Genomic DNA, 13,136 nt, shown 5'->3' with positions numbered 1-13,136 from the left:
AGTTATTATTGGATATTCAGTTATCATGGTGCATTTTAGGGAGTCCTTAAAGCTCCTCTAATTACTAAAGTCAAATGACTTCGGCAGATGCAAAAAATTTCCGAAATTTTTTAAAAAATTTTTTTCATATACATTTCACGCATTTTATTAAGGATCGTTTTCAGCTTGTAAGCTAATACCTGTCTGGAAATCCCCATAATCTCTGCCATCTGTGTCTGTGTCTTGTTTTCAAAGAAAATGCCGTAAATAATCATGCGTTCCTCGGTATTCAGCTGATCGATCACTCTATGAATATCCTGCTGTTCCATTTTCGTCAGTACACTGTGCTCCACGTCACAATTCAGATCCGGGAAATCTTCAATCATGAATCCTTCCCCATCAATGGACTGTCCACTGTAAGGGACCTCCCGCAGCATCTTATCCACGACTTCCCCCAGTTCGTTCTTAATCTCAACTTTTTTTGCCTTGCTACTTCTGTAAAAATTGTTCATCGCATACGCAACTTCTCTTGTAATCTCGATCATTTCTCCATCAATATTTGCGTAGTACTTTCCGTCATAAAAATATGGGTGTTCAATATACATATCCGTTCCTCCTGAATTTGAAATCTTGTTGCTCGTTTCAAATCCAGAAGGCGGACCTCTGTTTAGGATCATGCCTGCTCCGCCTTTATCCTGCCGGGACATACCGGCAGTTATTGGCTGAAAAATTCAGGCACAAAAAAAAGCCCCAGTAGTTTTTTCTTAACTACTGAGGCTTTCGTCTCTTTCTTGTATTCAGTTATCTATGCCCTCTTTCATCAGCATAATCATTGTATCAGGATAAAGTTCACAAAGTATCCGCAATACGTTCCCATAAGTTCATGTCATTATTAGAATCGTACATATTTCAGTGTAAAAAGTTCACCGTGTTATTCTTCTACTTCTTTTCCATCTATATATAGTTGAAATTTATCAGGATTATTGACAACATCATAGTCCTTTCCATATTCTACAGGTCTGTATTCGGCTGTCATTACCGATTCCCCGTCTTCAATATCCTCTTTCCATAAATAGATGTTCATATCAAGGCTCGTCGCATATCCCCTGTCTGTAGAGAATTTTGTCGAATGAAAAGAATCATCCTTGTACATCTGCAAAAGTTCTCTTGCAAACGCTTCTCTATCCTCGATATTTTCTCGGTTAGCGACCACAGTTAAATTTTCATCCCGATTTATGGAAAATGTTCCTACTACATCCGGTTCACCTCTCTTATGACCGGATTCAGGTTTCCAATAAATACGTCCTGCAGCAATTATCAAGATCACTGCTCCTGTTATCACTGCAATTATCTTTTTCTTCATATTTTCATTAATTTCCTTTTAATTGTTTTACTGCGTAATTGATTACTTCTTCCGGTGTGGGTCTGTCTCCTTTAAGTGTCATTTTCTTCCATTTTTCCTGCACAGCTGGATCAGGATTATCAAAGCCTGCATCTATGGCTATCTGCATTTCTCTGCGTACTTCTTCTGGTGTTGTGTTGTACTTTTCTGCAATCTTCTCATAAATAGTTTTCTCTCTCATTCATTTTCCTCCAATATACAAATAGAATTATGCCTTGTTCTATAGAACTAATTTAGCATATTTCTATTGTCATGAAAAGACACTTTACAACTTAAAGCTGAATAAAAGGTCAAAAAAAGAAGAGCTACTTGCTCTTCCCAGTTTGTCATATTACTCTTCCAATAATGTATGGATTACTTTGATAATTTTTTTCTGCTCTTTGATCGGAAGTTTTTCTATTTTCTCTGTCAGCTCATTGGTAACACCTGTAACTGAATGTGCCACAACATCAATCAAAAGAGTATCTGCAGAAACATCTAATGCATTTGCAATTGCAACAAAGGTATCCAATTTTGTAACTTTCAAACCTCTCTCTATTACACTCACATGCGTCGGGCTTAAATTTACTAATGCAGCCAGTTCCTCTTGCGTGAGATTTTTTGCTTCTCGTGCTGATTTGATTCGCTGCCCTACTGCTTTCAAATCCATCGTAACACCTCCTCCAGAACGAATAATCGTTCTGAATTTAGTATACTTGTGGATATCTTAAATATACAGAATCGCAAAACCAAGTTCTAATTCTATAGAACTATATTTCAAGATTTTCTTTGCATATTCGTAAAAAAGCGTTATGATAGAATCAGTTAAATCAAAGGAGGTATTAAATCATGAAATCGCATAAATACTGGTCCCTCGGAGCACTTTTCTGTATGTTGGGATGCATTTATTCTGGAATCAGAAAATCTATGACTGCACATAAATATTTTGCCTATTCTTCATTGCTTTGTATGGGCATGTCCATTTATTCCGGTCACAAACTGGTTTCTCCAAAGAAGAAAAAAATCACTGAATCAAATAATAGTGAGAATAGTTAAATGAAAAATTGACCTTTATTCATCAAAGACAAAGTTGCTGGAGAATATTTTTTCTCTCCAGCAACTTTCTTTATCTTTAAGCCATTGAAATACAATACTGTCCAATCAGCTTCGTCCAACTATTATATTTATTCTTTTCACACACCTTTCGGCAAATTTCATTTTCCATCAATACACAGAACATCTTATCATAATCAAATGCCCAAACAGCACCATTCACATGGTTTTCCACTGCTTTCTGATCTATGCTCTTTAAGCGTGTGACCATTTTTTCAATTTCTCCATTTCCCAAGTTACCGATATTTTTGCAGATAAACCGAAAGAAATTCAACGTTGCATATTCGTCATGCCAATGGAACTCTTCTGGATTGTTTTTAATTTTACTGGCTCGCTGCTGTTCTTTGATTATCTGATCAGCTACACCTTTCATCGAATCTTCGTATCTCATATTACTCACCTACTCTTCCTCAACGCCCAGTGACGGTTTAAATCTTTTATCCTTTGCCTGCGGTACCACGATCTCATAAAAATAAAATCCTAAATACCCAAGTGCCTGCTTCTTCATTTTATAAAAAGAAGTCCTGCCTATTCCTAACTCCTGCTGTACTTCCACATCTGTCTTATTATAATGACTGCAAAAACAGGAATGAAGGATTTCACTGAGCATCACACCATTCGGTGCATAGAACTTCACTAAAGTCATTCCCCGATAGATCATGTCCGACAATCCATAAATAATCATCAGATTATTCATCTCCCGGTGCATCTTTGGCACATTCAGCTGGTTGTTATAAATGCTCAGATAACTCAATGCATATGCCATGTCTTCATTGATTTTCTCCTGGCATTCCATATCCAGTTCTTCTAACACAATCTGATTTTCCAAAATCAATTTCTGATAGCTTGTCATCAATTCTTTAATATCAGTATAATGTCTTTCGATTGTAACTTCCAGATAATCCTGTGCATGACTTGCCATCTGGAAGGTAATTTCTTTCATTGATTTAATTGCATAATCTCTGTCTGTCATCAGTTTCAAAATCTCCTTATCATCATCACACTAACTGGCGGTCTTTCAGACCAGTTCGCTTTCCCCATGATTTTGATGGGAAGCAATTACTTACTATAACTTGCAGAAGCGGATATCCAAAAGGCATTGTGGGAGCTGCCTTTGCTGACCGGAATCCCTCTTCTTATGTAAAACCTGCAGGAATATAAAGGGAAAGTGACTATCCCTGCCGGTTAATAATCCAAATAATATCGTCTATACCAATCTCTCCTTATGCTGTTTTTCTCTCCATAAACCATTTATCCACTTCGTAAAACAAGTGGCTTTCCTGCCCCTGTATCATACAGGTGTACATCATTCCTACACCGCCTGCCTTTCTGCTGGCGCATCGCTCGATTTTCAAAATTCTGTCAATGCTATACTTTCTTCCATCCTCCCATGTAAAAAATATGGGAACCAGCTGTCCGTCTTTACGAAACTCTGCTACTACATCTACATATACTTTGTTCATGCCGACACCTCACTATAAAATCTCAATTGCTCTTGGCGATGCCGGGATTCTGCGGATATATCCATTTAACTCCAACTGCTTGATTCTGGAAAATGCTGATGATGTTGATTTCACCCCGATCAATTTTCCAAATTCCCGTACTGTCGGCGGATATCCATGCTCCTTCGTATAATCCAAAATACATTGATAACTTTCTTTCTGTTTTCTGGTTAATGCTTTTTTCAAATCTATTCCTCCAATTACCCATGAAAATAACTGTGTGGATGGATCGTGTGCGTACCAGCGTCTAAGTGGGATAAGACTTTATCCTGATACATTGCCGCTCGCTGTATACTGAAATAACCAAACCGTCGTCTGATCTCATCTACAGTACGATCCAGCTTCTCTAACTTTTCCTTTTTCTCCTGATTTCCAAATAAATCCAACTGCACGGGAATATCATCTAACACAAGATCCGCAGCTCGGATTCCCAGGCTTCTAATGGGATATTCCCATTTGTAATTATCTTTAAATAGCTGAAATGCTGCAGTTACAATCTCGTTTGTAATATTCGTTGGCTGTCGTAAATGTATCTGTCTGGAAAAACTATACAATCCATTATCTCGAACTGTAATTTCTACTGTTTTGCATTTAAATCCATGTTTCCGCAATCGTGCAGCTACACTTTCTGCCAATGCTATTTGAATGATCCATACATCCAGATCATTTTCCAGATCTCTCGGTGTTGTAGTGCTATTACCTATCGACTTTACTGGTGCTTCATATCCTTCCTTGCAAACCGGATCTTCATCCCAGCCATTTGCGAAAGCCCATAATACATTTCCTATTTTTCCAAAATGACTCTCTAACAACTTTTCGTCTGATTCCGCAAGTTGCCCGATTGTCCGGATTCCAAGTTTTTGCAATTTCTTATTTGTCTGTCTTCCGACATAAAGCAAATCTGACGCTGGAAGCTGCCATATCCTGTCTTTATAATTTTCTCGATTAAACTCTGTGATTGCATCCGGCTTTTTATAATCTGAACCAAGTTTCGCATAAATCTTATTCCAGGAAATTCCAATACTTACCGTTACACCCAATTCGTATTTAATCCGATGGCTGATTTCTCTTGCAATCGTCATTCCGCTTCCTTTCAGATTTCTGCTGTCCGATACATCCAGCCAGGCTTCATCAATTCCATATGGCTCGATCTTGTCCGTATACTCCGAATAGATTTCTCTTGCCATCTTTGAAAATCTCAAATACAAATCCATCCGTGGTGGTACAAATATGATTTTCGGACAAATCTGTTTTGCCTGCCATAATGCCATTCCGGTCTTTACACCTTTTTGCTTTGCAATATAATTTGCTGTCAGCACAATCCCATGTCTGGCTTCCGGATCGCCACCGACTGCCAGCGGCATTCCGGCAAATTCCGGATGCTGCAGCATTTCTACACTGGCATAAAAACAGTTCATATCACTATGCAGGATCACACGCTCACTCAAACTTTTTACCTCCCAGCTGTTTCCTTCAACATGATGTCTTATCAATTTTTGTATGTTTAGTATATATCGACATTCCGGAGATAGTCAAGTAACATCTTGGTTGTATTTTCTCCATTTTGGAGATTGTTGTTGATTTTATTTCTAACATACGGTATAATGCATATAGAAAATTCAAATAGAAATGAGGCGAACAAATGCGTGATTTCGGGGAAATATTAGCAGAAAATAGAAAAAAGAAAGGATACTCTCAATCATATCTTGTAGACCTGCTTTCTCAGGAAGGTATTCAGGTCACTACAAAAGCACTCTCCAAATGGGAGACCAATGCACGAGAACCAGCTTTACATGTTTTCCTGACACTTTGCCAGTTACTTGATATCGAAGATATATATGAATCCTTCTTTGGAGAAAACCCATATAACATTATGAGTGGATTGAATGAAGAAGGCAGAAATAAATTGATTGAATTTGCTGATATTTTGAAAGCTTCTAAAAAGTTTTCTCCACTGTCTGCAAAAATTATCCCATTCCATCATCCTGTAGAAATTACCTGGGAACCAGTTTCTGCTGGTACTGGAAATTACCTGGAGGATTCTGTAAAAGAAACCTATGATGTAGGATACCTTGCTCCTGAGCAGACTGACTTTGGTGTACGGATTTCCGGTGACAGTATGGAGCCACTTTATCATACAGACGATGTTGCATGGATTCAGAAAAAAGATTCTCTTGCTAATGGTGAAATTGGAATCTTCTATCTCAACGGCAATACTTACATCAAGGAATTACACGATGAGCCAGATGGTGTTTATCTGATTTCTTTAAATCAAAAATATCGTCCTATCCAGGTTTTGGAATCTGACTCTTTTAAGATTTTTGGAAAAGTAATCGGGAAATGCAAAGGTGCAGAAATTCCGGGATTTCATTAGATTTCAACAGCAGGTTCATGATCCTGCTGATAACAATAAGCAAAGGAAGTGATTGAATGGCAATCAATAATACACTAAAAGATATTCGTGAAGAACGGAATCTCATTCAAGCAGATTTGGCTGAAGCCATAGGTTCCTGCAGCCAGACTATAGGCCGCATCGAACGTGGAGAACGTAATCCCTCTCTTGAGATTGCAATCCGGCTGGCACATTACCTGAAAGTGCCTGTAGAAGATATTTTTCAGGTTGAAGACTAGAAACACAACTGCCAGAAAACCGAGGAGTAAAATCCCCGGTTTTCCTTTTACTCAAAAATCAGTGTAATCCTTTTACGAAGTCCGCTGCGTTTTTCATATCTTCTTCATTCGGATGGTCTTTAGCAATACCTCCAACCAGTTTAAATGGTCCGAATGTGTCATACCCTTTACAGCCAAATTTTCCAACCACACTGGCATGTCTTTTATCCAAAATCTGCTCTATGGTTTTATAATTAGCACTCCCGCCATAAGTACAGATCAGAAATATCTTTTTGTCGTCCGGTAGATTCTTCTCTGCAAATTCCAATATCGACTGATGAAACTTTGAAAAATAGATTCCTGATGCAAACCCAATCATATCATAACTGCTCAGGTCTGCATCTGGCTGTTTCACAGCATCAATCAAATCCACCTGACATTCTTCTGCGATCCTCTTTACTAATTTTTCTGTATTTCCATGATGCACAAATGCGTATACTATCGCTGTTCTCATTTTTCTTCCTTTCTGTCTGCTCCGTCAATCAGGTCATAGCTCATATCCAAAAAGTCCAATATCTTCGCTTCACTGACTGAACCATCCAGTAAAATCGTGACCCAGTGCTGTTTATTCATATGGTATCCTGGTAAAAATCCATAAGTCTGAATAATCATGCTGGTCATTTCTGGATCGCACTTTACATCCATGATTTCAACCAGATCATTTCCCTCTAATCCCAGTTTCGATTTTTCAACCGTCATGATCACTGCATACCATTTCCCATTTTTATGTCGAAGTACTGCACTGTCCGATAGTTTACTCCATAAATATTCCGGCATTGTGCCATACTGTTTCTGCACATATTCAAAAATTTCTTCTTTCTTCACAATCTATTCAACTCCTGATTTTTCTGATATCCTGCCCATAATCATACCACATTTTCGTATCCCATACTACCTGCCAAATTCTTTTGCATTTTTCCGGTTCTCCTGACTTTAACTAATAGAGGGGTAAAACAGCAAGGACAGGAAGTGAGGATACACTTCCGGGAAATCCCAATTTAGGGAACCCTGCCCTAAATTGAAAAAAGCTGAAAGCAACGATACTACTACCTTCTCAGAAAGGAGAACACGCCAATGGCTGAAAGAAAGAGAAGCAAAGAAATCCATTTCTATGTCACAGAAGAAGAACGGAAGCTTATCCGTAGAAAGATGATTGAATCAAAGACCAAAAACATGGGAGCTTATCTTCGCAAAATGGCAATCGACGGTTACATCGTCAACACAGATACCACTCCACTGAAGAAACAGTATGAGGAAATGCACAAGATTGGTGTAAATATCAACCAGATTGCAAAAAAGGTAAATACCACCGGAGATCTATATCCGGAAGAAATGCAAGAATTGAAAGAGATGGTGAAAGAATTATGGCGTATCTTAAGATCTTCCCCATTAAAGTAACAGACAAGAAAGCTCTGGACTACATCACAAATCCAGATAAAACAGAAGAAAAACTGTTAGTTTCCAGTTTTGGCTGTTCCCCGGAAACTGCAGATCTTGAATTTTCTATGACTAGAGAAATGGCAAAAAAGAATGGAATGGATAAAGGTGATAACCTGGCATTTCATCTGATCCAGTCGTTCAAACCTGGAGAAGTTGATGCCGAAACCGCCCATCGCTTAGGACAGCAATTCGCAGATGAAGTACTAAAAGGAAAATATGAGTATGTGATCAGCACCCACGTTGACAAAAATCATATTCACAATCACATCATCTTCAACGCTGCAAGCTTTGTTGATCATCACAAGTATGTTTCCAATAAGCGGAGCTACCATAAACTCTGCCGGATCAGTAATCGTATCTGCCATGAAAACGGACTTACCACCAGTATGCCAATCGGAGAAAAAGGCAAAAGCTATAAAGAGAACATGGAATATCATCGTGGCACCAGTTGGAAAGCCAAGCTACGTGTTGCGGTTGATAAGGCAATCTGGGCTTCCATCAACTATGAGGAATTTCTGCAAAAGATGCAGTTAGCCGGATATGAAATCCGCCAAGGAAAGCACCTGTCCTTCCGTGCACCAGAGCAGAAAAACTTCACTTATATGAAATCTCTCGGAAGCTATTATTCCGAAGAAAATGTTCGCATCCGCCTGGCAAAAAATCGTAGCAAAGTAAAAGCTCCAAAGCATCTGTCCAGAGAAGCCCGCCTGTATATCAATATCTCCACGTATGTTACAACCGGCAATCGAGAAGGATTTGAACGATGGGCAAAGCTCAATAATTTGAAAGAGGCGGCCCGCACCTTCAACTATCTTTCCGAAAATAACCTACTGAATTATGAAGATTTCCAGCAGCATCTTTCTGATGTTAATGCTTCTGTTAAAGCGGCTGAGCAGAGAATAACGCAAATCAACAGTGAGCTGAGCACACAGAAAATCATTCAGAAACACTGTGATTCTTACCGGCTTTGCCGTAAAGTGATTGAAGATTGCAGATCTGCTAAAAATCCAAAAGCATACCGAACCAAGCATCAGGCAGAATACCAGCTCCACGATTCACTAAAAAAAGAGCTTCAGGATCTCGGTGTTACCAAAATCCCAAGCTCTAATAAAATCCAGAAACGGATTGAAAATCTTGAATCTGAACAGGCAGCTACTGTCCGCGAAAAACAGGAATTACAGAAAAAACAGAAGACACTAGATATCATCCAGCAGAATTTCATTGCTTTGATGTATACTCCAAATGTAAAATCCGATTCACTTCAGACAAAACGAGAATCAGTACCTATCTCGAGAGATGAATGAGGGCACTTTGTGCCCTCATTCATCTTCTTCTGACTCTTCCCAAAGTTCCAATCTCATTTTTTCTTAATGTATAATGTGGCACATAACCAAATGTATAACATTTTCGATCTGTCCCTCCCTGCAATGGTCTATATAGAGAAGCGAACTGTCCGTACTACTCTGGAAGTAGGAGCTCTTATCTCAATTTCCATCCAATCGCTTTCTTACGAATACCAATGAAATCTGCATAAATACCAGGCTGCCTTATCAAATCCTCATGTTTGCCTGTCTGAACAATGTGACCACCTGACAATACAAAAATCTGATCCGCATTTCTGACTGTTTTTAGCCGATGAGCTATCATAATAACCGTTTTATTCTTCGTCAGCTCTGAAATAGCGCCCATCAGAAGATTTTCATTCTCTGGATCAACACTTGATGTAGCTTCGTCTAAAATGATGATAGGAGCGTCTTTCAAGATTGCTCTGGCAATCGAAATCCGTTGTTTTTCACCACCGGACAATGTAGCGCCTCCCTCACCAATAACGGTGTCGTAGCCATCAGGCAGACTCATAATAAAATCATGGCAGCACGCCTTTTGAGCTGCTTTTACAACTTCGTTATGGGAAGCCGCTGGATTGCCGAATTTGATATTATTTTCTATGGTATCAGCAAAAAGATATACCTTCTGGAATACCTCACTGATATTGGTGAGCAGACTGTCCAGTGTGTAATCTCGAACATCTATACCGCCGATTGTAATTTTTCCATCGTCAACATCCCAGAATCGAGCGATTAGGTTACAAAGCGTACTTTTTCCGGCACCGGACGGACCAACAATAGCCGTTACGGTTTTTTCGGGAATAGAGAGGCTCACATGATCCAGAATCTTGTGTTCTCCATAGGAAAAAGAAACATCATCAAAAACAATATTATAATTTGGGGGATTAATAGGTTTACCATGCTCGTCCATAACGGGCGTGTTATCAATTTCGTTTACCTTGTCAATCGAAACATCCAGTAACCGCAGGAGAGAGGAAGTATTCCCCGCCGACTGAAGCTGACTAAAGAGCATAAATGATGCTACTGTCATAAGCAGGCAAATGGAAAGCGCCATCGTTCCATTCAGGTAAAAGTACAACCCCTCCACTATAACAAGAATACTTGTTCCGTAGAGAATGATTTGTTGCAGCATATTGTAAGGGACGAATGTACGCTCTAATTTCAGATTTTTATCCTTGCTGTCCAGAATTGCCTGTCTCATTTTGCTATTGGAATTTTGACCGAGATTAAAGGATTTTACAATCAGCATCCCTTGAACGTATTCCAGTACATTAGAAACGAGAGTCTCCTGGGCCTGCTGTCTTTGTGGCGAAACCGTTTCCGATTTTTTCTGTAACCGGCCGATGCACCATGTAAAAAGCAGAATCCCGCACAAAATCGTCAGTCCGATCCGCCAGTCGATACAGAGCATAACAATAGTAATAATCGCTGCATGGATATAGCCGCCTAATATGTTGGTTAGCACCATGGACGCATTATTTTCAATATCGCCCATAGTCGTAGTGACGACAGAAGTCAAATTCCCCAAATTGTGATCGTTGAAATACCCCATCGGCATATATTTCATGCGATCTCCAATATGAATCCGTTTCTCCGCGCACATAAAATATCCAATTTGCACCTTGCCAAAATCTGAAATGTAGCTGCAATAAATTTTAAGCAGCATACTTGCCAGGGTGATTCCAAATATCATCCAGATCATAGACGTAGTAAAACCGTCTGTTAAACCCGAAAAAACCATGGCTAATGCTCCAAAGGACATCATATCAAAAAGGGAGTGCAGGACAGAAAAAAGGATAGCTTTTTTCATTGTCCCCTGCATTTTCCCTGAAAACTGATAAATCTTGCTTAATGTCTTTATCATCTTCGCACCTCCTACGCCACATCTTTTGTGTCCATGTGCGCTTTCCACATTTCCTGATAGAGCGTACAGGAAGTCAATAAGTTTTCATGTGTTCCTTCGTCAATAATCTGCCCATCTTTTATGACAACAATTTTATCTGCATCGGTAATCGTAGAAAGACGGTGCGCAATCATCAGAACGGTTTTCCCGGCAATCACTTTTGCCATTGCCTCTTGAATTAAGGCTTCATTCTCGGCGTCAATGTAAGCGGTTGCCTCGTCAAGAATAACAATCGGCGCATTTTTCAGTACAGCGCGGGCAATCGCAATTCTCTGGCGCTCACCGCCCGACAAGTGACCTCCTGCACCTCCGACAACTGTATGGAATCCATTTTCCAGATTCAGAATGAAATCATAGCAGCCACAATCTCTGGCAGCCTGATATACTTCTTCATCCGTTGCGGATGGTTTTCCCATACGGATATTTTCTAAAACAGTTTCGTCAAAAAGATAGTTGTCCTGTGAAATATAAGCGATATTATCCATAAGCTGTGACAACGGAATTTTGCGAATATCTGTTCCGTCTAACTTGACAGTTCCGTTTGTTACATCCCAAAATCCCGCAATCAGCTTCGTAATGGTAGACTTGCCGCCGCCACTGGGACCGACAAAAGCGGTAATGCTGTTTTCTGGAATAGAAAGGTTGATATTTTTTAGCAATGGCTTTTCGCTTTCATACGAAAAGCTGACGTTTTCTAACACAATATTGGAAGAATGAATAGACACCGGCGTTTCCGGGCGATCCAGTTCTTTTTCATCCAATACGGCGCACAATTCCCCGACTACTGATTTCATTTGAGAAATGCTGTCCGTAAAGTTCATGGCATTTAAAATTGGTGTGATAATACCCAATGACAGCACGATACAGGTAACAAATGCCGGAACGCTCAGGCTCCCGTTCCGGTACAGGACACAGCCAATAGGAAGAACACACACTAACACACTGGGCCAGATTGTAACAAGCATGGATTTGTAAAGCTGCACGCTTTTCATCCAGTTCACAGCATAGGCCGCATTATCTTCAACGGCATCTGAATATTTCTGGTAAGAATTAGCAGACTGATTAAACGCCTTAATGACTTCTATTCCGCCGATATACTCAACCACAGTGCTGGTCATTTTACGCATGCGCATAATAAGACCCTGGAATTTTTCTTCATATCCATTTGCCATTCCCTTATAGCACAACATACCAATCGGCAGGGTAATCAATGCAGCCAGCGCCATTCTCCAATCCAAAAACAGTAGGTAAATCAGAATACAAATCGGAATACAGAGATTCGCTGTCAGCTCCGGTACTAAATGCGCAAGGGTCGTTTCCATTCCCTCCACACGATCTACCAAGACATTTTTTAATTCTCCCGATGGGGTGTTAATCATATAGCCCATCGGAACCCTGGTAAGTTTATCTGCTAGTTTCAGGCGGATCTCCGCCAGAGTTGCGAAAGTGGCCGTATGGGAAACTAAAGTAGAGAAATTTGCAAAGCATACTTTCCCAAGGAAACCAATTCCCGCAATCAGACACCACTCCATATAGACGGACACAGATGTCTCTCCATCCATCAAGAGAATCACAATTTTTGAAACTGCAAAAAACGGCAGCAATCCGGCGGCAACACCCAGGATTGCCAAAATCACTGAAAGAACATATTCACCCTTATATGGAGCGGCAAGTTCCATCAGTCTGGACATGGGATTATCTTTCTTGTCCATTTCACATACGCTCCTTTTCATAAAAATAGAGATTGGTTAAACACTTCTAACCAACCTCTATTATATCTATTCGGCTATTTTCTGCCACTC

18 protein-coding genes are annotated in these 13,136 nt (G+C 39.8%); 5 read left to right on the top strand and 13 right to left on the bottom strand.

Features of this window, described 5'->3' with window-relative positions; genetic code table 11:
- Positions 1-110: 110 nt before the first annotated feature.
- The 4 genes from ACZ47Z_RS05985 to ACZ47Z_RS05970 all read right to left on the bottom strand — a co-directional run bounded on the left by ACZ47Z_RS05985 (position 111) and on the right by ACZ47Z_RS05970 (position 2,030).
- Positions 111-584, bottom strand: a complete 474-nt coding sequence (locus tag ACZ47Z_RS05985) for a sigma factor-like helix-turn-helix DNA-binding protein (RefSeq protein ID WP_207211646.1) — start codon at positions 582-584, stop codon at positions 111-113.
- 326 nt (positions 585-910) lie between these two features.
- Positions 911-1,342: a hypothetical protein gene (locus tag ACZ47Z_RS05980; RefSeq protein WP_129699912.1), complete on the bottom strand. Its 432-nt coding sequence runs from the start codon at positions 1,340-1,342 to the stop codon at positions 911-913.
- Positions 1,343-1,349: 7 nt separating this feature from the next.
- Positions 1,350-1,562, bottom strand: a complete 213-nt coding sequence (locus tag ACZ47Z_RS05975; RefSeq protein ID WP_054335624.1) for a sporulation initiation factor Spo0A C-terminal domain-containing protein — start codon at positions 1,560-1,562, stop codon at positions 1,350-1,352.
- Positions 1,563-1,712: 150 nt separating this feature from the next.
- A complete protein-coding gene (locus tag ACZ47Z_RS05970; RefSeq protein WP_008688152.1) occupies positions 1,713-2,030 on the bottom strand; it encodes a helix-turn-helix domain-containing protein in 318 nt (105 codons plus the stop codon).
- A gap of 179 nt (positions 2,031-2,209) precedes the next feature.
- Between ACZ47Z_RS05970 and ACZ47Z_RS05965 the strand changes: the two genes are divergently transcribed.
- Positions 2,210-2,416, top strand: a complete 207-nt coding sequence (locus tag ACZ47Z_RS05965) for a DUF6219 family protein (RefSeq protein WP_054752894.1) — start codon at positions 2,210-2,212, stop codon at positions 2,414-2,416.
- 76 nt (positions 2,417-2,492) lie between these two features.
- Here the strand turns inward: ACZ47Z_RS05965 and ACZ47Z_RS05960 are convergent, their stop codons facing one another.
- From ACZ47Z_RS05960 to dinB, 5 genes are all read right to left on the bottom strand, one after another.
- Complete coding sequence (locus ACZ47Z_RS05960; RefSeq protein ID WP_008688148.1) at positions 2,493-2,864, bottom strand: hypothetical protein; 372 nt, start codon at positions 2,862-2,864, stop codon at positions 2,493-2,495.
- 9 nt (positions 2,865-2,873) lie between these two features.
- Positions 2,874-3,446 carry an ArpU family phage packaging/lysis transcriptional regulator gene (locus tag ACZ47Z_RS05955; protein WP_008688147.1) on the bottom strand — a complete coding sequence of 191 codons (573 nt, stop codon included), beginning with the start codon at positions 3,444-3,446 and terminating at the stop codon, positions 2,874-2,876.
- 250 nt (positions 3,447-3,696) lie between these two features.
- Positions 3,697-3,936 carry a hypothetical protein gene (locus ACZ47Z_RS05950; protein WP_005344271.1) on the bottom strand — a complete coding sequence of 80 codons (240 nt, stop codon included), beginning with the start codon at positions 3,934-3,936 and terminating at the stop codon, positions 3,697-3,699.
- A 12-nt stretch (positions 3,937-3,948) separates the two neighbouring features.
- Complete coding sequence (locus tag ACZ47Z_RS05945) at positions 3,949-4,161, bottom strand: LexA family protein (protein WP_005344268.1); 213 nt, start codon at positions 4,159-4,161, stop codon at positions 3,949-3,951.
- A 14-nt stretch (positions 4,162-4,175) separates the two neighbouring features.
- Positions 4,176-5,423 carry a DNA polymerase IV gene (gene dinB / locus ACZ47Z_RS05940; protein WP_054752898.1) on the bottom strand — a complete coding sequence of 416 codons (1,248 nt, stop codon included), beginning with the start codon at positions 5,421-5,423 and terminating at the stop codon, positions 4,176-4,178.
- A 194-nt stretch (positions 5,424-5,617) separates the two neighbouring features.
- Here dinB and ACZ47Z_RS05935 point away from each other — a divergent pair, with 194 nt between their 5' ends.
- Together ACZ47Z_RS05935 and ACZ47Z_RS05930 are read left to right on the top strand one after the other, a co-directional pair.
- The gene (locus ACZ47Z_RS05935; protein ID WP_055180588.1) at positions 5,618-6,349 is read left to right on the top strand and encodes a helix-turn-helix domain-containing protein; all 732 of its coding nucleotides are present in this window, start codon (positions 5,618-5,620) and stop codon (positions 6,347-6,349) included.
- Positions 6,350-6,405: 56 nt separating this feature from the next.
- A complete protein-coding gene (locus ACZ47Z_RS05930) occupies positions 6,406-6,606 on the top strand; it encodes a helix-turn-helix transcriptional regulator (protein ID WP_005344265.1) in 201 nt (66 codons plus the stop codon).
- 58 nt (positions 6,607-6,664) lie between these two features.
- Here ACZ47Z_RS05930 and ACZ47Z_RS05925 read toward each other — a convergent pair whose 3' ends face one another.
- The gene (locus tag ACZ47Z_RS05925) at positions 6,665-7,099 is read right to left on the bottom strand and encodes a flavodoxin family protein (RefSeq protein WP_054752901.1); all 435 of its coding nucleotides are present in this window, start codon (positions 7,097-7,099) and stop codon (positions 6,665-6,667) included.
- A complete protein-coding gene (locus tag ACZ47Z_RS05920; protein ID WP_054752903.1) occupies positions 7,096-7,470 on the bottom strand; it encodes an MmcQ/YjbR family DNA-binding protein in 375 nt (124 codons plus the stop codon). Before ACZ47Z_RS05920 ends, ACZ47Z_RS05925 begins: the two co-directional genes overlap by 4 nt.
- Before the next feature lie 249 nt (positions 7,471-7,719).
- On the opposite strand from ACZ47Z_RS05920, the gene ACZ47Z_RS05915 reads away from it, so the two are divergent.
- Together ACZ47Z_RS05915 and ACZ47Z_RS05910 are read left to right on the top strand one after the other, a co-directional pair.
- Positions 7,720-8,043, top strand: coding sequence for a MobC family plasmid mobilization relaxosome protein (locus tag ACZ47Z_RS05915; protein ID WP_005344262.1), 324 nt, complete (start codon positions 7,720-7,722; stop codon positions 8,041-8,043).
- Positions 8,010-9,389 (top strand): relaxase/mobilization nuclease domain-containing protein, encoded by a 1,380-nt coding sequence (locus ACZ47Z_RS05910; protein WP_055182644.1) that lies wholly within the window; start codon positions 8,010-8,012, stop codon positions 9,387-9,389. The genes ACZ47Z_RS05915 and ACZ47Z_RS05910 overlap by 34 nt, the downstream gene beginning before the upstream one ends.
- A gap of 175 nt (positions 9,390-9,564) precedes the next feature.
- Here ACZ47Z_RS05910 and ACZ47Z_RS05905 read toward each other — a convergent pair whose 3' ends face one another.
- Positions 9,565-11,295 (bottom strand): ABC transporter ATP-binding protein, encoded by a 1,731-nt coding sequence (locus ACZ47Z_RS05905; RefSeq protein ID WP_005344260.1) that lies wholly within the window; start codon positions 11,293-11,295, stop codon positions 9,565-9,567.
- Between the two features lie 11 nt (positions 11,296-11,306).
- Positions 11,307-13,046 carry an ABC transporter ATP-binding protein gene (locus ACZ47Z_RS05900; RefSeq protein ID WP_055182646.1) on the bottom strand — a complete coding sequence of 580 codons (1,740 nt, stop codon included), beginning with the start codon at positions 13,044-13,046 and terminating at the stop codon, positions 11,307-11,309.
- Between the last annotated feature and the right edge of the window lie 90 nt (positions 13,047-13,136).

Source organism: Mediterraneibacter faecis, assembly GCF_055383675.1.
This window is presented reverse-complemented; position numbering and strand designations above follow the sequence as displayed.

What these genes read in the sequence shown, in the direction of transcription:
- ACZ47Z_RS05985 (WP_207211646.1), bottom strand. Translation starts at nt 584, where the DNA reads ATGTATATTGAACACCCATATTTTTATGACGGAAAGTACTACGCAAAT.
- ACZ47Z_RS05980 (WP_129699912.1), bottom strand. Translation starts at nt 1,342, where the DNA reads ATGAAGAAAAAGATAATTGCAGTGATAACAGGAGCAGTGATCTTGATA.
- ACZ47Z_RS05975 (WP_054335624.1), bottom strand. Translation starts at nt 1,562, where the DNA reads ATGAGAGAGAAAACTATTTATGAGAAGATTGCAGAAAAGTACAACACA.
- ACZ47Z_RS05970 (WP_008688152.1), bottom strand. Translation starts at nt 2,030, where the DNA reads ATGGATTTGAAAGCAGTAGGGCAGCGAATCAAATCAGCACGAGAAGCA.
- ACZ47Z_RS05965 (WP_054752894.1), top strand. Translation starts at nt 2,210, where the DNA reads ATGAAATCGCATAAATACTGGTCCCTCGGAGCACTTTTCTGTATGTTG.
- ACZ47Z_RS05960 (WP_008688148.1), bottom strand. Translation starts at nt 2,864, where the DNA reads ATGAGATACGAAGATTCGATGAAAGGTGTAGCTGATCAGATAATCAAA.
- ACZ47Z_RS05955 (WP_008688147.1), bottom strand. Translation starts at nt 3,446, where the DNA reads ATGACAGACAGAGATTATGCAATTAAATCAATGAAAGAAATTACCTTC.
- ACZ47Z_RS05950 (WP_005344271.1), bottom strand. Translation starts at nt 3,936, where the DNA reads ATGAACAAAGTATATGTAGATGTAGTAGCAGAGTTTCGTAAAGACGGA.
- ACZ47Z_RS05935 (WP_055180588.1), top strand. Translation starts at nt 5,618, where the DNA reads ATGCGTGATTTCGGGGAAATATTAGCAGAAAATAGAAAAAAGAAAGGA.
- ACZ47Z_RS05930 (WP_005344265.1), top strand. Translation starts at nt 6,406, where the DNA reads ATGGCAATCAATAATACACTAAAAGATATTCGTGAAGAACGGAATCTC.
- ACZ47Z_RS05925 (WP_054752901.1), bottom strand. Translation starts at nt 7,099, where the DNA reads ATGAGAACAGCGATAGTATACGCATTTGTGCATCATGGAAATACAGAA.
- ACZ47Z_RS05915 (WP_005344262.1), top strand. Translation starts at nt 7,720, where the DNA reads ATGGCTGAAAGAAAGAGAAGCAAAGAAATCCATTTCTATGTCACAGAA.
- ACZ47Z_RS05910 (WP_055182644.1), top strand. Translation starts at nt 8,010, where the DNA reads ATGGCGTATCTTAAGATCTTCCCCATTAAAGTAACAGACAAGAAAGCT.
- ACZ47Z_RS05905 (WP_005344260.1), bottom strand. Translation starts at nt 11,295, where the DNA reads ATGATAAAGACATTAAGCAAGATTTATCAGTTTTCAGGGAAAATGCAG.
- ACZ47Z_RS05900 (WP_055182646.1), bottom strand. Translation starts at nt 13,046, where the DNA reads ATGGACAAGAAAGATAATCCCATGTCCAGACTGATGGAACTTGCCGCT.